Source organism: Mesorhizobium sp. M4B.F.Ca.ET.203.01.1.1 (genome assembly GCF_004791025.1).
Classification (GTDB): domain Bacteria; phylum Pseudomonadota; class Alphaproteobacteria; order Rhizobiales; family Rhizobiaceae; genus Mesorhizobium; species Mesorhizobium abyssinicae.
In genome coordinates, this window is sequence record NZ_SRUO01000015.1 from 1 (window position 1) to 19,736 (window position 19,736).

Below are 19,736 nucleotides of genomic sequence, written 5' to 3' on the forward strand. Positions count from 1 at the left end.
GTCGGCAAGCCGAAGATCGTCGCCGTCGTGGCCGTCATGCGAAAGCTGCTGACCATTCTCAACGCCATCATCCGCGACCAAAAACCATGGCAAACAGCTTGACAGCCAAGACAGTCGCTCTCCCCGTATAGTGACGGGGAGAGGGGCGCTGTCATCGCCGGTTTCGCCAATCGCTAACGTTTCAGGAAAGGCGACGAGGTTGCGGCCAGCCCCTTCTCCCCGTCACTATACGGGGAGAAGTGCCCGGCAGGGCGATGAGGGGCTGCGCAGACTTCGACAATTTCGTGATCTCAGCCATAGATTGAAGCGGAGCGAGCGGCCTCGCCAAGGGCCCGCAATTCTCCTAACCTCGCGGAAACGTATTCGCGATGGGGGAGTTTCGCGTCATGAATTCCATGCTTCGCCGCCTTGCTCTCGCCGCCGCCTGCACGGTCGGAGCCGGCGTGGCCTACTCGCTTGCGGAGGGCGGCGGCGATCTCATCGTCTTCGACTGGTCGGGCTATGAGGACCCGCTGCTGCATTCCGGCTACGCGGCGAAATACGGCGCCGAACCGACCTTCTCCTTCTTCGGCGACGAGGACGAGGCGTTCGAGAAGATGCGCGCCGGCTTCAAGGCCGATATCGCGCATCCCTGCTCGCAAAGCGTGGTCAAATGGCGCGAGGCAGGCCTGCTGCAGCCGCTCGACACCAACCGCATCGCTGGCTGGAAGGACCTCAACCCTGGCATCATGGCGATGAAGGATCTCGCCACCACAGCCGACGGCAAGGCCTGGTTCATGCCCTTCGACTGGGGCAACACCTCGCTGCTCTACCGCATCGACAAGGTGACGGCGCAAGAAGCGCAATCGCTCAGGATCTTCGCCGATCCGAAGTTCAAGGGGCGTGTCACCATCGGCGACAATGTCGACGACGCCTATGCGCTGGCGAGCCTGGTGATCGGATTGAAGGACTGGACCAAGATGACGGATGCCAAGTTCAGGGAGGCGTCCGACTTCCTGCGCCAGGTGCACAAGAATGTGCGCTTCTACTGGACCGACGACACCGACCTCAACCAGGCCTTCACCGGCAACGAGGTGGATCTCGTCTGGGGCTGGAACGAGACCTATGTGACGCTCAAGGGCCAGGGCATGCCGATCGAGATAAACCGCGACACCAAGGAAGGCCTGTCGACCTGGGTGTGCGGCTACGTGCTGATGAAGGACGCGCCGGGCAAGCTCGACCAGGCCTATGATTTCCTCAGCGCCGTCAACGCGCCCGGCGTATCGGACTATCTGGTCAAGACCTTCGGCTACGGTCACGGCAACGCCGCCGGCATGGCGGCGCTCGACCACAAGATCCTGGCCGAGCGCGGTTTCGACAATCTGGACAAGTTCCTCGACAAGACGCTGTTCCAGCAGCCGGTGGCGCCGGAGCTGAAGCAGCGGATGGTGGCCGAGTTCGAGAAGATCAAGGCCGGCTATTGACGACAGCAGTCGAAAGAACCGAGGTCGTCCTCGTCGGCGGCGGCTTCACCGGCCTGACGGCGGCGCTCGAGCTGAAGCGCGCCGGCATCGATTTCCTGCTTCTCGAAGCGCGTGACCGGGTCGGCGGGCGGGTCGAGGCCATCCTGAACGGGCTCGGCGAACGGATCGACAGTGGCGGCCAGTTCCTGTGCGAGGACATGCCGGAGCTGATGGCGCTGGCCAGGGCGCGCGGCAAGACATTCGTCGAGACCTATGTCGATGGCGATTTCATCACCCATCCACCGATGTCGGCCGCGCAGGCGGAGCGGACCTATGTCGCGGCGATGGCGATCCGCGACCGGCTGAACGGGATCGAGCCGGACGATCCGGCGATTGCCGGGCTGACCGTCGCCGACTGGCTCGGGCGCCAGAAGGACAGCGCCGACGCGAAGGCGGCCTTCCGTTCGATGATCGAGGGTCTCTGGTGCCTGGCGCTGGAGAAGGTGCCGCTCTGGTATCTGATCGACAATGATCGCCGCATCACCAACGAGGTGCCGGAGCTGCAATATTTTCTGCGCGAGACCATGCAGTCGCTGGCCGAGGATCTGGCCGGCGATCTCGGCGACCGGTTGCGATTGAACGAACCGGTGACGCGGGTCGAGCACGGACCGCAAGGCGTTCGCGTCACCACGGCCGGCGGTACGATCGAGGCGCGCCAAGCGTTGGTTGCGGTGCCGCCAGCCACGGCCGCGAAGATCGATTTCGCGCCCGCCCTGCCGACGAAGCTGGCGAAAGCGCTTGGCGTCTGGGAAAGCGGCGCCGTGGTCAAGATCCTGGTCCGTTACCGCAAGCCGTTCTGGCGCGATCGGGACTTGAGCGGCATGGTGATGTGGCGCGACATGCCGGGCCTGTTTGCCTGCGACGCCAGCAAGGATGCAGGGCATGCGGCGCTGGTCGTCTTCATCGGCGGACCCCTGGCGCTGCGCTGCCGCAAGCTGGGCGCCGCGGCGCTGCGCGCCGAAGTCACCGCCAAGCTCGTGGATGCGCTCGGTCCTGAGGCGGCCGATATCCTCGACTTCAACCAGCGCGACTGGACGGATGACCGCTGGAGCGGCGGTGGTTATAGCGACCTCATTGTCGATGTGACGGCGCGGGATGCCGAGCGCACGATCCTCGCCGGCGCGCCGCCGGTGCATTTCGCCTCGTCGGAGGTGTCGCCGTCATTCCCCGCCTATGTCGAAGGCGCGATCGTGGCCGGGCGCATCGCCGCCGGAAAAATCCTGGCTGGCCTTCAGTCCGCCATCGCCACCAGGGCCTCGGGATCGTAGGCGAGGCGGATCGGCGCGCCGACCGGGATGTCGTCGGCGCCGAAATCGTTGGTCTCGGTCACCGAGAGCGGCTTTTCCAGTCCGGGGATCTCGACGATCAGGTGGGTGATCTCGCCGAAATAGTGGCGCTCGACCACCTTGCCGGCAACCTCGAATTTCGCCGTCGCATTGTCCCACAGCACGCGCAGCCGTTCCGGCCGGATGCCGAGCGTCGCTTGGCCGCCGTTGCGGACGAAGGCCTTCGGCTTGTCTGTCCTCACACGCCCAAAGCCCAGCGTGTCGAGCACCAGCGAGGCGCCGTTCTCCTCGACGATTTCGGCCTTGACGAAGTTCATGCCGCCGAGGAAGTCGGCAACCTGGCGGTTGACCGGCCGCTGGTAGATTTCCTTCGGCGAGGCGACCTGCGCGATCTTGCCGCCGAACATCACGGCGATGCGATCCGACATGGCCAGCGCCTCATACTGGTCGTGGGTTACCAGCACGAAGGTGATGCCGACCGCCTGCTGCAGGCGGCGCAGCTCGACCTGCATCTGCTCGCGCAGTTTCTTGTCCAGCGCCGAGAGCGGCTCGTCGAGCAAGAGCACCTTGGGACGCATGACCAGCGCGCGGGCAAGCGCCACGCGCTGGCGCTGGCCGCCGGAAAGTTCGGTAGCGCCGCGCTTGCCGAGGCCGGTCAGCGACACCTGCGCCAGCGCCTCCTCGACGCGGCGTCGTTCCTCGTCGCCTTGCAGCTTCAGCCGCTTCAGCCCGTAGGCGACGTTCTGCTCGACGTTGAGATGCGGGAAGATCGCATAGCTCTGGAACACCATGTTGGTGGGCCGCCGATTGGCGGGGATGCCATCCATCGGCTGGCCGCCGACGGCGATCGAGCCGCTGGTCGGATTGTCGAAGCCGGCGATCATGCGCAAGAGCGTGGTCTTGCCGCAGCCCGAGGGACCAAGCAGCGAGAAGAACTCGCCTTCCTTGATGGTCAGCGAGGCATCGTCCAGCGCCTTGAAGGCGCCGTAGCTGCGCGTGACGTCGCGGATCTCGATCATGGCCCGCTCGGACTGGGGTCGCTCGGACTGGTGGGGCCGTTCGGCCAGGGACAATTCAGGCATAGAGGCCTCCCTCGTTCCGGGTGCGGCTGGCCGCGCGGCGGCGCAGGATCTCGGCAATGGTCATCAGCAGGAACGAGGCGAAGAGCAGCAGCGTGCCCAGCGCCAGCACACCCGGCAGCTTGGCCGCGAAACGCAGTTGACCCCAGATGTAGATGGGCAGCGTCGCCTCGGTGCCGGTCAGGAAGAAGGCGATGATGAACTCGTCGAGCGAGATGGTGAAGCAGACGAGCAGGCTGGAGATGATCGCCGGCATCACCATCGGCAGCGTCACCCGCCGGAAGGTGCCGAAGGCGCTCTCGCCGAGATCGGCGGAGGCTTCCTCCAGGCTGCGGTCGAAGCCCTCGAAGCCGGAGGTCAGCACCGTCATCGAATAGGGTATGCAGACCAGCACATGGCCGAGCACGACGGTGAACAGCGACAGGCTGAGGCCCAGCTGCAGCATCACCAGCAGCATCGAGATGGCGACGATGACCTCAGGCAGCACCAGCGGCGCCATGATCAGGCCGTTGATGGCGCGCCGTCCGGGATAGCGATAGCGGGTGATCGAGCGGGCGGCCAGGATGCCAAGCACGGTCGACAGCACCGAAGCGGAGACGCCGACGATCAGGCTGTTCCACGTGGCGTCGATCAGCGCCGGCGTGCGCGGCAGGTCCTCGTACCATTTGAGCGTGACGCCTGAGAGCGGGAATTTCGGCGTCGCTGCCGTGTTGATCGAGAAGATCGGCAGGAAGATCACCGGCAGATAGAGGAAAGCGACATAGAGGAAGGCATAGGCCGAGAGCCAGCCGCCTGGGAGCAAGCGTTTGATCGCCATCATCGAGCCAGCCTCTGCGCGGCGCGGATGATCAGCACCGTGGCGCCCGCCATCAGCGTCACGATCACCATGGTGGTGACCGAGAGCGCGGCGCCCAGCGGCCAGTTCGACGCCTTGCCGAACTGCGCCTGGATGGCGTTGGCGATCATGACGCCGTCCTTGCCGCCGACCAGCTTCGGCGTGACATAGTCGCCGACCGTCGGGATCATGACGATGAGCATCGCCGAGACGACGCCCGGCGTCGACAGCGGCAGCGTCACGCGCAGGAACGAGCGCAGCGGGCCGTCGCCGAGATCCGTCGCAGCCTCGACCAGCGTACGGTCGACCTTCTCCAGCGAAACGAAGATCGGCAGGATGGCGAAGGTCGCCCAGGCATGGGTCAGCGTGATGATGACGGCGCTCGAATTGTAGAGCAGCGCCGTCGACGGCTCATCGATGATGCCGAGACCCATCAGGCCGGAATTCAAGACGCCGTTGTAGCCGAGGATCACCTTCCACGACATGACCCGTAGCAGGTAGCTGGTCCAGAACGGGATGGTGATGAGGAACAGCCACAGGCTCTTGTGACGACCGCCATGGAAGGAAATGAAATAGGCGATCGGGTAGGCGAGGATCACGGTGAGCACGCTGACCGTCAGCGAAATGTAGAGCGAGCGCCATAACAGATCGCGATAGATCGGCTCGGTGAGCGCGACGCGGTAATTCTCCAGCGTGAAGGTGTGGTCGATGGTGAGGTAGTTCTGCGTCCAGAAGGAGTGGGCAAAGACCACCAGGATCGGCAGCACCAGCAGGATGAGGGCATAGAGGAAGGTGGGACTGATCAGGGCAAAGCCCTGGACGGGTTCCGACTGCAGAAGGGCACTTCGCCTGACCTGCGTCATGCGCAGCGGAGGCGACCCTTCGGCAGCCGCCGTCATTGCAGCGCTCCGGGCGTGATTTCGCTTGCTGGCACGAACAATTCCGCCATGTGGCTCCCATCTCTCAGGCCCGGCGGCTTGTTCCCATTTGTCCTTGTAGCGCGACCCAATGCAAACCGGTGACCCGTCTTGCTGGCCGCGCCCTGGCTTGCCGGCTTTCTTTCATCATGAGCGCATCCGCCAATTGAAATCAAGCGCTATTTCTGCAATATTGATTGAACGGACATTCAAAATGAAGTGAAGAAAGACCGATTTTCCGGGACTTGTCGCGTCATTCTGTGTCCACCGAAGGGCCCACAACCACACGAGGCGATTATGGCGGCTGCAAGGGAGATCAGGGCGCGGGAAGGCAACGAGGCCGGCGATGACGATGCCGTGGAGTTGGCCAAGCGCCACCTCGTCCAGCCTTGGCCGTATGCCGGCTCGGTCGGTGCCGAGGCGCGCGCGCTGATCGGCGAGGGCGACGGCATCTACATCACCGACGCGTCCGGCAAGCGGCTGATCGACGGGCCGGCCGGCATGTGGTGCCTCAATGTCGGCCACCGCCGCGAGGAGCTGGCGCGGGTGATGTACGACCAGGCGATGGCGCTCTCCTACAACACGCCGTGGTACACGATGAATGCGCCGTCGGCGGAACTCGCCTGGCGCATCGCCGGCCATGCGCCAGGCGAGCTCAGCCATGTCTTCTTCACCACCGGCGGCTCGTCCGCGGTGGAGACGGCGCTGCGCTTCATGCAGTTCTACAACAATGTGCGGGGACGGCCTGAGAAGAAGCTGATCCTCAGCCGTGGCGGCGCCTATCACGGCTCGACCTATCTGTCGGCCTCGCTCAATGGCCGTCCGCGCGACCGCGACTGGATGGACGGCGCCGACGAGCTGGTGGTCAAGCTTTCCTCGCCCGACCCGTTCCGGCGGCCGAAGGAGATGAGCCCTACTGCCTTCACCGATTTCCTGGTCAGTCAGTTCCGCGACACCATCGCCCGCGTCGGCGCCGAGAGGATCGGCGCCTTCGTCGGCGAGCCGGTGCAGGCTTCCGGCGGCGTGATCGTGCCGCCGGAAGGCTATCTCCAGCGCATCCGCGAGATCTGCCGCGACAACGACATCCTCTATGTTTCGGACGAGGTGGTGACCGGCTTCGGCAGGCTCGGGCACGTCTTTGCCTCCGGCGACGTGTTCGGCATCGATCCGGATATGATCACCTTCGCCAAGGGCGTCACCTCGGGCTACTTCCCGCTCGGCGGCGTCATCATCTCGGAACGGCTGCTGGAGCAGCTGCGGCGCTCCAACCATCCGGACGCGCTGTTCGGCCATGGCCTCACCTACACCAGCCATCCGATCGGCTGCGCGGTGGCGCTGAAGAACCTCGACCTGCTGGAAGAGGGCGTGCTGGCGCACGCGCGCGAGGTCGCGCCCTATTTCCAGGCGCGGCTGAAGACGCTGGAGGAACTGCCGCTGGTCGGCGAGGTGCGCGGCATGGGGCTGATGGCCTGCATCGAATGCGTCGCCGATCGCGAAAGCAGGAATCCGCTGCAGCTCGACAAGGACGTCGGAAAACGCATCGACGCGCATTGCCACGAGCTTGGCCTGCTGGTCCGGCCGCTGATCAACATGTGCGTGATGTCGCCGCCGCTGATCATTTCGCGCGAACAGATCGACGACATGGTGGCGATCCTGCGCGAAGGCATTTCACGCACGATGGACGATCTCAGGAAAGAGGGCGTCTGGCGGGGGTGATTTTCTTCCTTCTCCCCGTTTCACGGGGAGAAGGTGCCGGCAGGCGGATGAGGGGCGGCGCCGACATTGGCGATTGGCTGCGGTTCAGGACCTCATCTGCCTGAAATCATAACCGTCCTGGCCCAGCGCCGTGCAGCGCCAGCTTACGACCTTCAGTTTGACGATCAACCTTGAGGTTGCGAGCAAGCATAATCATAAGGCGTTGGTGCCGCCCCTCATCCGCCCTTCGGGCACCTTCTCCCCGTGGAACGGGGAGAAGGAAGAGAGGTGCTACCCCCTCGACCGCAACGCGTCGTTCAGCGCCCACATGTCCTTTTCCTCCGGGGCCGTCTCCAGGCCGAGCACGGGGACCTGCCTGCGCAGATGGTCGTGGTGGGTGCGCACGCCGTATTCGAGGTCGGAGAGATAGAACCCTCCGAACGCTTCCGACAGCATGGATTCGTTCGACCACACCGAGAGCTGGACGTCCTCGTTCATGGTGTCGCGGTCGATGCGGTAGGCGAGGTAGCGCGCCGCGGCCTGCTCCCTGGTCTCGTCCTTGTAGCGGTAGATCGCGCCGCGCAGCAGCGTCTCGCCGGTCGACAACGGGAACTCCTGATAGAACTGCACGGATTCCGGCATGATCGACAGCGCGTTGTTGGGGAAGATGCCGTAATAGATCCAGGCCTTGCGCAGGTGCTCCGGCAGGTGCGAGGCGTCGGGCGCGAGCTTGATGTATTCGCGCACGCTCCAGCGCCGTCCGGCATGCGGGTTGTAGGTGGCGAAGGAGCGCGACACGCCGTTGACGAAGGGCTCGTCGAAATAAGTCGCGCCATAGAGATCCTGCAGCGCAGGATGCGCCATGGCGACGTGATAGCCTTCGTTGTCGACGTCGCGCACCGACTTCCAGTTGACCGGCGACTTTTGCGTCCAGATGCCCCAGGACGGCACCATCTCGGCGACGTTGTAATGAGCCATCTCGGCCTCGATCGGCTTCAAGAGCTCCGCCACCGAAGGCTGCGGCCCGCCCTTGCGGAAGCGGATGAAGATGAAGCCCATCCAGATTTCGAGGTCGAGCGGCATCAGGCCGAACTCGGTCTTGTCGAGGTCGGGGAAAGAGCGCGGGCGAGCAGCACCGCGCAGCGTGCCGTCGAGATTGTAGACCCAGCCGTGGAACGGGCACACAAGTGCGTTCTTGCAGGTGCCTTGGCTGTCGGCGACGACGCGGCTGCCGCGATGGCGGCACATATTGTTGAAGGCGCGCACGACGCCGTCCTTGCCGCGCACGATCAGCGCCCGCTCGCCGATGACATCCATGGTCAGATAGTCGCCGGGATTGGGCACGTCGGAGACATGTCCGGCGATCTGCCAATGGTTGCGGAAGACGTATTCCTTCTCGAGTTCGAGAAGGGCGTTGGAGTGATAGCTCCAGCCCGGCAAACCCCGCCGGTCCCAATCGTTGGGGATCGCCACGTCACGCAGATGCGGGTTCATGGGAGGCTCTTCTTTTGTTGAATGCTCATTCAATATAAACATATTTTCCATTGAAATGCAATGGTTTGCGAAAGTATGAAATTTTCGCGGCGCAAGGCCTGCGTCGATCTTCAGCCCGTCTGGTTGGGAAAAATCGCGGAAAATCCGAGCGTTAACTGGGGTTCCGGACGCCGGCACCGCCGCGTCCGGATTGAGCAGGCCGGGCCGCGAAAACGGCAGTTCCCCGGCGATATGACCCGACGCGATTTCGCTCGCGAAGTGTGAGGTTGCTCATAGTCCGCAACGTCGCGTCGGCGCATTGCTCCGGCTTGTGATGTCGCTCTTTCAGGTCTCGCTTATGGAACAGCATCGCAAACGAACACGAAAATCGGCGCATGACCGAATATGCCCGATCGTGCCCGATTTTTCTGTTTCAAGCCAGTTACACGGGCAGGCCTCGCGTATCATTCCCCCGTTACCGGGTGCGATTAAATTCGTTTCATAGAAAAAAGAAAGACAACGAAGGGGATTGCGATGTTCACGAAAGTCGAGACCGCCAACCAGCGCCTCCAGGCTCCGGAGCGCAGCGACCGGCGTCCGAAGCTGGCGCTGCGCCAGCGCGCCAGCGACCATCCGATGGCAATGTTCATGGCGATTGGCGCCATTGCCTTCGCCGGCATGTTCTTCACACCGGCGGCAGGCCCCGCCTTCGCGTCGTTCGACCCGCCGGCCGGTGTCGTCGATGGCGCGCCGACCACGATCAAGACCGGGCGTCTGCCGATGCCGCAGATCGATTTCGCCTGCAAGGGCCAGGCCTGGGGCGCCGAGAGCGCCGACTGCCTGCGCGCCATTGCCGAGCAGTCCGGCAAGCACAGGGAACGCGCGGTGCGCATGATCGCCAATGCCGCTCCGCTGACCAGCACGCCGAACGTCTTCTGATTTGTCGAACGTGATCCGCGAAACAGTTCCCCGCTTCGCAATCACGCTTTGACCTCCCCAGAGCGCTCCTCCTGCGCTCGAGTCAGGCTCCCACCGCATAGTCGGTTGGGAGCCTCTTTTTTGGGATCTATTGATATTCAAGTGAGGCCGGCCTGCGTAGGGCGGTCGCTACCGGTACTCGCGTAGCAAAAGTACGCTGCGTTCCGGTTCTCTCAAACCGCCATTCCCGGCTCGGCCTGACAGATCCCGAGGGCGCCTAATCCTAGCTCTCGACGGAAGCCTGCTCGGCTATCGCCGAAAGCACGCCGCGCACATCGAGCGTGCTGAACGGCTTTTCCAGGATCTGCGGCCGCTGGTGCGGCGGCAGCGCCTCGATCTCGGCCTTGGCACCGATGAGATCGCCGGTGACCAGCACGAAGCACTGCGCCAGCGCCGGCCGTTCGGCGAGCAGCTCGCGATAGATCGATATGCCACTGGTGCCGGGCATGCGCAGGTCGGAAAAGACGATGTCGGGCGGCATCTGACCGCTGAGGATCGACGCCGCCGATGTCCAGGCCGGCACCACCCGCGACTTGACGCCCATCAACTCCAGTATGTCGGAGAGCGAGCCGGCGACGTCGGGCTCGTCGTCGATGATCAGCGCGTGGCGCAGGCCGCTCGAACGTGTCGGGCTGTCCGTGCCGGCAGCCGGGCCGGCGGTAATCGCCGGCAGTTGGACGACGAAGCGGGCACCGTGCGGCTGCACCTCCTCGAACCAGATGTTGCCATTGTGCCGCTCGATGATCGACTTCGAGATCGACAGGCCGATGCCGGTGCCGACGCCGACCGGCTTGGTCGTGAAATAGGATTCGAAGATGCGTGAACGGATCGCGTCCGGCACGCCCGGCCCGTTGTCCTCGACGGAGAAGCCCGGATTGCCGCGCTCGCTGCGAAACGTGCGCACCTTGATCAGCCGGTCGCCGGCGACGCCGGCCAGCGCGTGCTGGCTGTTGACGAGGAAGTTGGCGGCCACCTGCGTCACATGATCGGCATCGGCCATGGCCAGCAGCGGGCCGGCGGCGAAATCGGTGTCGATGATGATGCCGCTGGAGCGCGCGCCATAGGCGGTGACTTCCAGCGCGGCGCGGATCACCTGGTTGAGATCGGTCTCGGCCTGCTCGGTCGGATGCAGGCGCACCATCGACAGGAAGCTCTTGACGATGCGGCCGCACCGCTCGGCCGCGGCACGCACCTTCTCGGCGCGCACCTTGGTCTGCGGGTCGCTGGCGAACTCATGCAGCAGCGTCGACTGCGCGACGACGACGGCAAGCGGATTGTTGAGCTCATGCGAGACGCCGGCCAGCAGCGAGCCCATGGCCGCCATCTTCTCGTTCTGGTGCAGCTTCTCACGCTGGCGGCCGATCTCCTCCTCGGCGCGCAGCTTGTCGCGCAGGTCGCGGATCGAGCCGAAGATCAACCGACGGTCGGCGACCCGCATCTCGGTTGCGGTCAGCTCGATCGGGAATACCTCGCCGACGGAATTCTGGGTCACGGTCTCCAGCCGCTGGCCGACCATCGGCGAACCGCGGCCCGACATGTATTCGGCGCCTGAGGCATAGCCCTTGCGGTAGTAGATCGGCACGATGGTGTCGAGCAGGTCCTTGCCGAGAATGTCGCTGCGCTGGAAGCCGAACATCTTCTCGGCCGCCGGGTTGAACTCGATGATCGAGCCGGTCTCGTCGATGACGACGATGGCGTCGAGGGAGGCCTGCAGCATGGTGCGGCGGATGACCTCGCTGGCATGGGCGTCGGAGGGCGAATGCTCGATAGCGTCGCCGATGGCGAGCGCGATGATGTGCAGCGTCGCCTCTTCCTCGTCGGTCCATTCGCGCTCGGCGACGCAGTCGTTGACCGCCAGCGTGCCCCAGAGGTGACCGTGCGCGAAAACCGATACCGACAGGAACGACTTGATGTTCTGCTTCTCGAAGTCGGCCCTCAGGAAACCGTCGAGATCGCGGGTATGGCCGGCAAACACCTTGCCTTGCCGCTCGTCCTCCTGCAGCCGCTCCAGCAGCGGATCCGAATTGATGATCGACTGCATGATGACGGTGGGAGAGGCGAGCTCGCCGCCAAAGTCGGGATTGATCCAGTAGGCCGAGACCGACTGGGCGAAGCCCTGGCCGGGAAGCTCGCGCAGTCGAAACAGGATGCCGCGCTGGCAGTCCATGGCGCGGCAGAGCGTCTCCAGGATGACGTCCATCTCGCGCTGCCAGTCGCCGGCCTCTCGGAGCCGGCGCACGACGCGGACAGCCGCCATTGCCGCGCCCTGGCGGGTGGCTTGCGTGTCGGTGCGCGCGGCTGCAGCAGTCATGTCTAACACGTCACCCAGGGCCAGATCGGCAAGATATGAAATTGAGCACACAGGCTCGGAAAAATCGACCACGGTTTCCCGCAGGAACCATACGCAGGACCAAAATGCTACAGCGTTCTTTGCGCATCCGGAAGGATGCGCGGCGTCGATGGTTGCGGATCTGGAAAATCCCGGGCCGTCATCGCCACATGACGGCACCTCAAATCGATCCAGGCCGCCCTGGCTCGGGCCTAGTTGCCGTCGCCGGCGGGGAGCGAGAAGATATAGCCTTCGCCGCGCACCGTGCGCAGGAACTTCGGGTTGGCCGGATCGGCCTCGATCTTCTTGCGCAGCCGCATGATGCGGATGTCGACCGCGCGGGACGATTCGGGGTCCTCGACGAATCCGATCGCCTCGGAGATCGCGGCCCGTGTCAGCAGCCGGTTGGCTCGGGTCAGGAAGACTTCCAGCACGTCGAACTCGCTCTTGGCCATGTCGACGACCGCGCCGTTGGCGCCGGTGACCAGCCTGCCGTCGAGATCGGCATGGAAGGCGCCGAAGCTCATGCGCCGGCCAGTGCCGGTTTCAGGCTTGGCCGCCTGGGGCTCCGCCGGTTGCGGAACGCGGCGCAGCACGCTGCGCACCCGTGCCAGCACCTCGCGCAGCTCGTAGGGCTTGACGATGTAGTCGTCGGCGCCGAGCTCCAGCCCGACGATGCGATCGAGCGCGGTGCCGGCAGCGGTGGCATAGATGATGCCGATCGGGGTCCTGGAGCGCAGCCAGCGACCGAACGACAGGCCGTCCTCGCCGGGCATGGCGATGTCGAGGATGGCGAGATGAAAGGATTGCGTCTCAAGCAGGTTCCGCGCCGCGGCGGCACTTTCGGCCGTCGCCACGTCATACCCGCTGGCGCCGAGATACTCGGCGACGGCATCCCTCAGGTCAGGCTCGTCCTCGACGACGACAATTCTTGCCCGCACTATGCTCTGGCTCCCGCTTTCAGCGGAAAGTAGATTGGGTATAAACATGATGTCCAGCACTCATCTTGAGATGTCTGTCGCAGGGTGGAGAAAAATGGCCGCACGATCCGTCATCGCGCTCGTTTCCGTCGCCGAAGTGGTGGCGGGCGACCTTGCCGACCATCTCGAGCGGCGCGGTCATGACGTGCGCGCGGCGCGCCAGCCCTGGGAAGCGGAATCGCTGCTTTCGGCCAAGGGCATCGATGTGGTGGTTGTCGGCGACAGTGTGAGCCAGGCCGAGGGGCGCGATCTGCTTCGCCGCTTTGGCGGCGAGGGCGGCCCCGACTTCATCCTGATCTGCCGGCCGGCCGACCTGGTCGACAAGGTGCTGGCGCTCGAGCTCGGTGCCGCCGACGTCGTCGAGAGCCCGCTCAACGTCAGGGAACTGGCCGCGCGCATCGGCGGCCTGCTGGCGCGGCGCGGCAGGGCCGCCGGGGAACTGATCGTGCTGGAGAACGCGACCGTCGATCTGCGGTCGGCGATGGTCATGCACCGCTCGGGCGCGGAAGACCAGCTTTCGCCCGGCCAGGTGGCGCTGCTCAAGCTGTTTCTGGCAAGCCCCCGCAAGGTGCTGACGCGCGACGACATCATCGCCGCGGCGCCGGCCGAAAACGCCGACGCCTTCGACCGCTCGATCGATTCGCGCATCGTGCGGCTGCGCCGCAAGCTCGACACCGAAACCATCACCACGATACGCGGCGCCGGCTACCGGTTCGACCCGCCGACGCAGCGCGTCGATTGAATCAGCCAGACTGTACGATTGTTTCAGCATCGGACCGGTTTCCATTCTGGTCCGATGCTCTCGCTCAGCGCAGCACGATGGCCGATGGGCCGGATGGCGCATCGCTGGCGATGGCGACCACCTCAGCCTGGGCACGGTCGCGCAAGAGGACAGTGGCAAGGCCGGCAAAGCCCAGAAGGCCTTGCGCGTAGAGCAATGCGGAAAGCACGGCTGCGGCAGATTTCGTGTTCATTGGCTCCATCCCTTCAACTATGCGGTTTCGCTTCAGGAAACCCCCGAAGCGCCCGCGCCGCCCACGGAGCCCCCCGCAGCGGCGCGGGCCTTCGGTCCTCTCGGCAGCAAGTAGCCGGAGGCGCCGCGCATCCACTTCAGCCGAAGGCCGACCCGCCAGAGGGCCTTCAGCCGGTTAACGCGCAGGCTGGACACGATCCAGACCGTGGCGATGAACAGCGCGGCATGCAGCGTCGAAATCTCGCCGGAATTCATGGCTGCAAGTGTCGTCGCCGGGTTGCCGGCAACAGAGCCGACACCGCCGAGGACGATTGCAGCGACGCTTATCCGGAGAAGCCAGGAGCGTAGGTTCGTTTTCCTGCCCATTTTCGTTTTGCTGTCGTCTGTTCCCGTTGCGTCAACTGTGCTGCCGGCTTGTATCGGGATCATGCCGCACGGGCTGCGCTTTGTTGCAGGCTGGTTTCGGCGTCGGCCGTATCGCTTTCATATCAGAGACATACGGCTTTCGTTTGGGGGGGTTGCAGCCCCAAGCCGGTAACCAGGCGTTAACCATACGGCATGCGCCCGACCACGCCCAACGTCGGGCTTGTTAACCAGGGGAAACAGATTCGAAACAAATGTGAGCATCAAGCGAAATCGGCTTGAAACATCACCCAGCGATAAGTCCGGCATCGAATTGGAGCCGGCCCCGACCGGCAGAGAGAGGGGACAACATGAGCACCACCATTTCCGCCAGGCTTATCAACATCACCGCCGCTGCCCTGACTGGCGCGGCCCTGCTTTTCGGCGCCGGCAGCGGCGCCGCCCACGCCAACCAGATCCTGGCGCGCGTCTCGCTTTCGCAGCAGACCATGGAAGTGCTGGTGGACGGCCGGCCGACCTTCGCCTGGAAGGTCTCGACCGGCGACAGGTCGCATGTCACGCCGACCGGCTCGTTCAAGCCGACCCGCCTGCACGAGATGTGGTATTCGAAGAAGTACGACAACGCGCCGATGCCGCATTCGGTGTTCTTCAGCGGCGGCTACGCCGTGCATGCGACCTATGCCATCAAGCGCCTCGGACAGCCGGCCTCGCATGGCTGCGTGCGGCTGCACCCGGATGCTGCGGCCGATTTCTACCAGCTCGTCCAGGCCTTCGGCCCGTCGAACACCAGCATCGTCATCGTCAAGTAGCTGGCTGTGGTCGAAGGCGGCGAGGAGGGTCGGCAAAACCTCCTCTCATCCGTTCCGCCTCCCGCCTGAAGAGGCATTGCTTCTTCCGCGGTAAACGCCCAACCAAAAAAGAGGCCGGAATTTTCCGGCCTCTTTTTTTGTCTTTCGTTTCCGTCAGTCCTGCAGCGCCGGCATCAGGTTGGGATCCGGCTTCTCGGCATGATGCGGCAGGTCCTTGCTGGCGATGAAGGTGTAGAACATCGGCACCACGAACAGCGTGAACATGGTTCCGACCAGGATGCCGGTGAAAATCACCAGGCCCATCGAATAACGGGCGGCGGCGCCGGCGCCGCTGGAGGTGATCAACGGCACGACGCCGAGCGCCATCGCCGCCGTGGTCATCAGGATCGGCCGCAGCCGGACCTTGGCCGAAGCGACAATCGCGTCGCGCCGACGCATGCCATGCAGCTCGCGCTGCTGGTTGGCGAACTCGACCAGCAAGATGCCGTGCTTGGTGATCAGGCCGATCAGCGTGATCAGGCCGACCTGGGTGTAGATGTTGAGCGTGCCGAGCCCGATATTGAGCGGCACGATGGCGCCGAAGATCGACAGCGGCACCGCCATCATGATGATCAGCGGGTCGCGGAAGCTTTCGAACTGCGCCGCCAGCACCAGGTAGATGACGAGCACGGCCGCGGCGAAGGCGATCATGATCGTGTTGCCCTGCTCCTTCTCCTGCCGGGACTGGCCGGCATAGTCGACGAAGAAGGTTTCGGGCAGCGTCTCCTTGGCGATGTCCTCGATCGCCTTCAGCCCGTCGCCGGTTGTGACACCGGGCAGCGGCAGGGCCGAGATCGTCGCCGAGTTCAGCTGGTTGAACTGCTCGATCGCGGCGGGCGCCGCGTTGGTGGAAATCTTCACCACCGCCGACAGCGGCACCATGTCGCCCGAGGCGCTGCGGACGAAATACTGCGACAGCTTTTCCGGGTTGTCGCGGAATTCCTGCGGCACCTGCGGGATGATGTCGTAGCTGTTGGAGTCACGGTCGAACTGCGCCACCTCGGCGCCGCCGACGAGCAGCGTCAGCGTGCGGCCGATATCGGCGATCGGCAGGTTGAGAGCCGCCGCGCGGTCGCGGTCGATCGTGACCGTCACCTGCGGCGCGTCATAGGACATCGAGTTCTGCACGACGATGAAGCGGCCGGAGGCCTGCGCCTTGTTCTTGATATCCTCGGCCGCCTGGTAGACTTCGGAGGCGTCGCCGGTGGAACGCACCACAAAGGAGATCGGCAGGCCGCCGCCCGAACCGGGCAGCGTCGGCGGCGCGAAGACGAATGCCTCGACGCCGGCCACCTTGGCAAGCCGGCCGGTGATGTCCTCCTGGATCTCCTTCGAGCTGCGGCTGCGCTCGGCCCAGTCCTTGAAGGCGAAGCCGACGAAGGCGCCGTTGGTGGCGCCGCCGAAGGCGACGGCCGAGAACTGCGCGCGCGTCTCGGGGATGTCCCTGACCAGGCCGAGGATCTGATTGACGTAGGTCTCGGTATAATCCGAGGTCGCATAGCGCGGCGCGGTCACGATCGAGAGCAGGAAGCCCTGATCCTCCTCCGGCGCCAGTTCGCTCGAGGTCTTGGTGAACATGAAGCCGGTGAGCGCGACCAGCGCGACCACGATCAGCAGCGTCACCGGACGGTTTCTGAGCGAGCTGGTGACCATCCTCTCGTAGACGCGCTCGACGCGGCCGAAAGTGCCGTCGACAATGCGCTGGAAGCGGCTGTGCGAGCCTGCCTTGAGAATGCGCGCCGACATCATCGGCGTGATGGTGATGGCGATGATGCCCGAAAGCACAACCGAGCCGGCAAGCGTCACCGCGAATTCGCGGAACAGGGCGCCGGTGAGACCGCCGGTGAAGGCGAGCGGGGCGAACACGGCGGCCAGCGTGATGGTCATGGCGACGATGGCGGACAGGATCTCGCGCATGCCGTTGAACGCCGCCTGCATCGGCGACATGTGATCCTCTTCCATGTGGCGATGGATGTTTTCCACCACCACGATGGCGTCGTCGACGACGAGGCCGATGGCCAGCACCATGGCCAGCAGCGACAGTAGGTTGATGGAGTAGCCGACCGCAAACAGCAGGAAGCAGACGCCGATCAACGACAGCGGAATGGTGACGATAGGCATCATCACCGAGCGGAACGAGCCGAGGAAGAGCAGGATGACGACGATGACGATGGCCACCGCCTCGCCGATGGTCTTGAACACTTCCTCGATCGAGGCGCTGATCTGCTCGGTGGAATCGTAGACGACCTCGATCGACATGCCTTGCGGCAGCGTCTCCTGGATCGTCGGCACCAGCTTGTGGATCGCCGCCGCCGTGGTCAGCGGATTGGCGGCCGGCGTCGGGAAGATGGCAAGGAAGGTGCCGGGCTTGCCGTTGAAGCTCACCCGGGTGTCGGTGCTTGCCGCGGCAAGCTCGACGCGCGCCACGTCGCGCAGCCTGACCACATTGCCGTCCTTGGAGCGCAGCGGCAGGGCGGCAAAAGCCTCCGGCGTCTGCAAGGTCGAGCGCACGGTGATCGAGGAGACGACGTATTCGTTCTCGGTGTTGCCGGGCGCCGACAGGAAGTTGCTGTCGTTGATGGCGGTCAGCACCTCGGCAGCCGTCACGCCGCGCGCGGCAAGCTTGACCGGGTCGATCCACACCCGCATCGAATATTCCTCGGCGCCGAAGATCTGCACGTCGGCGACGCCCTCGACCGTCGACATGCGCGGGCGGATGACACGCTCGATATATTCGGTCAGCTGCTCCTTCGTCATGTTCGGATTCTGCATCGAGATGTACATCATCGCGAACTCTTGCCCGGTGCCCTTGACGATCACCGGATCCTTGGCGGCATCAGGCAAAGTGCCGCGCACGCCCTGCACCTTGGACAGGACTTCGGTCAGCGCCACGTCGGGATTGGAGCCGAGCTTCATCTGAACAACAACGGTGCTGGACGACGGCCGGCTCGAAGAGGTGACGTAGTCGATGTTCTCGGTCGAGGCGACGGCGCGGGCGATCGGGGCGGAGATGAAGCCCTGGATCAGGTCGGCGCTAGCACCGGGATAGGCCGTGGTGATCGTGATGGCGGTTTCCTCGACCTTCGGATACTGCCGGATCGACAGGTTGAAGATGCCCTGGAAACCCAGCAGCAGGATCATGCAGGCAAGCACGGTCGACAGGACCGGCCGGCGGATGAAGATGTCGGAGAAATTCATTGCTGTGCGGCCTGCTTGTTTGCCGGCTTGGTCGGATCGATCGTGTTGTCGACAGCAACGGACATGCCGTTGAAGAGCCGGTTCTGGCCGGCGGTGACGACCTCATCGCCAGCGGCGATGCCCTCCAGTATCTCGACCATGCCGGCATTGCGGCGGCCGGGCTTGACGAAGACCTGGGCAAGCACGAGCTCCGGCTTTTCGCCCTCCGCCGGCTTGGCCGCGGCATCGGCGGGCTTTTCGTCCGGCTTGGCCTGCGGGGTTGAGCCGGTCTTTGTCGCGTCCGGCTTCTCTTCGGGCTTGGCCGCCGGAGCGGCAGCGCCGGCCGCGGGCTTTGCCGGACGGACGACGAAGACGAAGTCGCCATAGAGGCTGGAGGTCAGGGCCGTCTGCGGCAGGCCGAGGACATTCGGCTCCTCCGGCAGTTCGACGCGCACCTGGACGAACTGGCCCGGCGTCAGCTTGCCTTCGGGATTGGCGACCTCGGCGCGGATCGAGACCAACCGGCTCGCCGGGTCGATCTTGGGGTCGATGCCGCGAATGGCGCCGGCGAACGGCATGTCGCTGCTGCCGCCGCCAATGCCAAGCCGCACCGTCTGGCCGATCTTGAGCAGCGGCAGCTGCTGTTCAGGCACCGAGAAGTCGACCCGCATGGTGTCGAGGTCCTGCAGGGTCACCACCGAGGAGCCGGTGGCGAGATATTGGCCAAGGTCGATCTTGGGGATGCCGACCGTGCCGGCGAAGGGCGCCGTCAGCTGCTTCTGGTCGAGCACCGCCTGCAGCTTGTTGACCTGCGAGGCGGAGGCCGACGCGGTCGCCCGCGCGGTGTCGAGCGTGGCGTCGGTGCCGACGCCGCGCCGCTGCAATTCGATGGCGCGTTCCAGCGCCGTCTGGTCGGACACGTTCTGCGCCTTGGCCGCCGCGAGATCGGCGCGCTCGACGGCATCGTCGAGCTGCAGCAGCACGGCGTTGTCGGCAACCTTCTGGTTGGCGTGGAACATGATGCTCTTGACGATGCCGGCGGTTTCAACGGTCAGATCGACGCCGCGCACGGCGCTGACGGTGCCGATCGCCTCGACGCCGGGCGTCCAGTCGGACGGCTTGACGATGACCGTCGACACGGTCGCCGCAGGCGGCTTCATGGTGGCGAAATACTGCTTGATCGCGCTGTCGCGAAACAGGTTGAAGCCAACGATGCCGCCGCACACCAGGATGAGCAGAAGCAAAATTCCGGTGATGATCAAGAAGCGCTTCACGAACAGTCCCCCTCGGCCGGCGTCCGG

16 protein-coding genes and 1 pseudogene are annotated in these 19,736 nt (G+C 64.6%); 7 read left to right on the forward strand and 10 right to left on the reverse strand.

Annotation, left to right across the window (positions count from 1 at the left end; genetic code table 11):
* The 3 genes and pseudogenes from EN846_RS25625 to EN846_RS25640 all read left to right on the forward strand — a co-directional run.
* Positions 1-102, forward strand: a pseudogene (locus tag EN846_RS25625) (IS110 family transposase); the annotation flags it as partial.
* A 284-nt stretch (positions 103-386) separates the two neighbouring features.
* Positions 387-1,463: an extracellular solute-binding protein gene (locus EN846_RS25635; RefSeq protein WP_127391303.1), complete on the forward strand. Its 1,077-nt coding sequence runs from the start codon at positions 387-389 to the stop codon at positions 1,461-1,463.
* Positions 1,460-2,770, forward strand: coding sequence for a flavin monoamine oxidase family protein (locus EN846_RS25640; protein ID WP_127287035.1), 1,311 nt, complete (start codon positions 1,460-1,462; stop codon positions 2,768-2,770). The genes EN846_RS25635 and EN846_RS25640 overlap by 4 nt, the downstream gene beginning before the upstream one ends.
* On the opposite strand, the gene EN846_RS25645 is transcribed toward EN846_RS25640, so the two are convergent.
* From EN846_RS25645 to EN846_RS25655, 3 genes are read right to left on the reverse strand one after another with little or no spacing between them, the layout of a single operon-like run.
* The gene (locus EN846_RS25645) at positions 2,734-3,807 is read right to left on the reverse strand and encodes an ABC transporter ATP-binding protein (protein WP_127391310.1); all 1,074 of its coding nucleotides are present in this window, start codon (positions 3,805-3,807) and stop codon (positions 2,734-2,736) included. The two genes, EN846_RS25640 and EN846_RS25645, sit on opposite strands and share 37 nt — an antisense overlap.
* Before the next feature lie 55 nt (positions 3,808-3,862).
* Positions 3,863-4,687: an ABC transporter permease gene (locus tag EN846_RS25650; protein ID WP_127391304.1), complete on the reverse strand. Its 825-nt coding sequence runs from the start codon at positions 4,685-4,687 to the stop codon at positions 3,863-3,865.
* Complete coding sequence (locus EN846_RS25655) at positions 4,684-5,601, reverse strand: ABC transporter permease (RefSeq protein ID WP_127286991.1); 918 nt, start codon at positions 5,599-5,601, stop codon at positions 4,684-4,686. The genes EN846_RS25650 and EN846_RS25655 overlap by 4 nt, the downstream gene beginning before the upstream one ends.
* A 315-nt stretch (positions 5,602-5,916) precedes the next feature.
* Between EN846_RS25655 and EN846_RS25660 the strand changes: the two genes are divergently transcribed.
* Positions 5,917-7,335 (forward strand): aminotransferase, encoded by a 1,419-nt coding sequence (locus EN846_RS25660; RefSeq protein WP_127391305.1) that lies wholly within the window; start codon positions 5,917-5,919, stop codon positions 7,333-7,335.
* A 270-nt stretch (positions 7,336-7,605) separates the two neighbouring features.
* Here EN846_RS25660 and EN846_RS25665 read toward each other — a convergent pair whose 3' ends face one another.
* Positions 7,606-8,808: an aromatic ring-hydroxylating dioxygenase subunit alpha gene (locus EN846_RS25665; protein ID WP_127391306.1), complete on the reverse strand. Its 1,203-nt coding sequence runs from the start codon at positions 8,806-8,808 to the stop codon at positions 7,606-7,608.
* Positions 8,809-9,321: 513 nt separating this feature from the next.
* Here EN846_RS25665 and EN846_RS25670 point away from each other — a divergent pair.
* On the forward strand, positions 9,322-9,726 hold the full coding sequence (locus EN846_RS25670; RefSeq protein WP_127282675.1) for a hypothetical protein: 405 nt from the start codon (positions 9,322-9,324) through the stop codon (positions 9,724-9,726).
* Positions 9,727-9,988: 262 nt separating this feature from the next.
* Here EN846_RS25670 and EN846_RS25675 read toward each other — a convergent pair whose 3' ends face one another.
* Positions 9,989-12,076 (reverse strand): hybrid sensor histidine kinase/response regulator, encoded by a 2,088-nt coding sequence (locus EN846_RS25675; RefSeq protein ID WP_245478382.1) that lies wholly within the window; start codon positions 12,074-12,076, stop codon positions 9,989-9,991.
* Between the two features lie 230 nt (positions 12,077-12,306).
* Positions 12,307-13,083, reverse strand: a complete 777-nt coding sequence (locus EN846_RS25680) for a response regulator transcription factor (RefSeq protein WP_187331469.1) — start codon at positions 13,081-13,083, stop codon at positions 12,307-12,309.
* A gap of 46 nt (positions 13,084-13,129) precedes the next feature.
* On the opposite strand from EN846_RS25680, the gene EN846_RS25685 reads away from it, so the two are divergent.
* Positions 13,130-13,816 carry a response regulator transcription factor gene (locus tag EN846_RS25685; RefSeq protein WP_127282650.1) on the forward strand — a complete coding sequence of 229 codons (687 nt, stop codon included), beginning with the start codon at positions 13,130-13,132 and terminating at the stop codon, positions 13,814-13,816.
* A gap of 64 nt (positions 13,817-13,880) precedes the next feature.
* On the opposite strand, the gene EN846_RS35275 is transcribed toward EN846_RS25685, so the two are convergent.
* Entirely contained in the window at positions 13,881-14,048 is a 168-nt protein-coding gene (locus tag EN846_RS35275; protein WP_187331470.1) for a hypothetical protein, read from the reverse strand.
* Between the two features lie 32 nt (positions 14,049-14,080).
* The gene (locus EN846_RS25690) at positions 14,081-14,413 is read right to left on the reverse strand and encodes a hypothetical protein (protein WP_127282651.1); all 333 of its coding nucleotides are present in this window, start codon (positions 14,411-14,413) and stop codon (positions 14,081-14,083) included.
* Between the two features lie 347 nt (positions 14,414-14,760).
* On the opposite strand from EN846_RS25690, the gene EN846_RS25695 reads away from it, so the two are divergent.
* The gene (locus EN846_RS25695) at positions 14,761-15,219 is read left to right on the forward strand and encodes a L,D-transpeptidase (protein ID WP_127311127.1); all 459 of its coding nucleotides are present in this window, start codon (positions 14,761-14,763) and stop codon (positions 15,217-15,219) included.
* A gap of 153 nt (positions 15,220-15,372) precedes the next feature.
* On the opposite strand, the gene EN846_RS25700 is transcribed toward EN846_RS25695, so the two are convergent.
* A complete protein-coding gene (locus tag EN846_RS25700; RefSeq protein WP_127282653.1) occupies positions 15,373-18,456 on the reverse strand; it encodes an efflux RND transporter permease subunit in 3,084 nt (1,027 codons plus the stop codon).
* The gene (locus EN846_RS25705) at positions 18,453-19,715 is read right to left on the reverse strand and encodes an efflux RND transporter periplasmic adaptor subunit (RefSeq protein ID WP_245493363.1); all 1,263 of its coding nucleotides are present in this window, start codon (positions 19,713-19,715) and stop codon (positions 18,453-18,455) included. The genes EN846_RS25700 and EN846_RS25705 overlap by 4 nt, the downstream gene beginning before the upstream one ends.
* Between the last annotated feature and the right edge of the window lie 21 nt (positions 19,716-19,736).

Bases quoted from the DNA above. Each gene is read 5' to 3' on its own strand.
- EN846_RS35275 (WP_187331470.1), bottom strand. From the start codon at position 14,048: ATGAACACGAAATCTGCCGCAGCCGTGCTTTCCGCATTGCTCTACGCG.
- EN846_RS25665 (WP_127391306.1), bottom strand. From the start codon at position 8,808: ATGAACCCGCATCTGCGTGACGTGGCGATCCCCAACGATTGGGACCGG.
- EN846_RS25675 (WP_245478382.1), bottom strand. From the start codon at position 12,076: ATGACTGCTGCAGCCGCGCGCACCGACACGCAAGCCACCCGCCAGGGC.
- EN846_RS25700 (WP_127282653.1), bottom strand. From the start codon at position 18,456: ATGAATTTCTCCGACATCTTCATCCGCCGGCCGGTCCTGTCGACCGTG.
- EN846_RS25645 (WP_127391310.1), bottom strand. From the start codon at position 3,807: ATGATCGAGATCCGCGACGTCACGCGCAGCTACGGCGCCTTCAAGGCG.
- EN846_RS25655 (WP_127286991.1), bottom strand. From the start codon at position 5,601: ATGACGGCGGCTGCCGAAGGGTCGCCTCCGCTGCGCATGACGCAGGTC.
- EN846_RS25660 (WP_127391305.1), top strand. From the start codon at position 5,917: ATGGCGGCTGCAAGGGAGATCAGGGCGCGGGAAGGCAACGAGGCCGGC.
- EN846_RS25635 (WP_127391303.1), top strand. From the start codon at position 387: ATGAATTCCATGCTTCGCCGCCTTGCTCTCGCCGCCGCCTGCACGGTC.
- EN846_RS25685 (WP_127282650.1), top strand. From the start codon at position 13,130: ATGGCCGCACGATCCGTCATCGCGCTCGTTTCCGTCGCCGAAGTGGTG.
- EN846_RS25695 (WP_127311127.1), top strand. From the start codon at position 14,761: ATGAGCACCACCATTTCCGCCAGGCTTATCAACATCACCGCCGCTGCC.
- EN846_RS25680 (WP_187331469.1), bottom strand. From the start codon at position 13,083: ATGTTTATACCCAATCTACTTTCCGCTGAAAGCGGGAGCCAGAGCATA.
- EN846_RS25690 (WP_127282651.1), bottom strand. From the start codon at position 14,413: ATGGGCAGGAAAACGAACCTACGCTCCTGGCTTCTCCGGATAAGCGTC.
- EN846_RS25650 (WP_127391304.1), bottom strand. From the start codon at position 4,687: ATGATGGCGATCAAACGCTTGCTCCCAGGCGGCTGGCTCTCGGCCTAT.
- EN846_RS25670 (WP_127282675.1), top strand. From the start codon at position 9,322: ATGTTCACGAAAGTCGAGACCGCCAACCAGCGCCTCCAGGCTCCGGAG.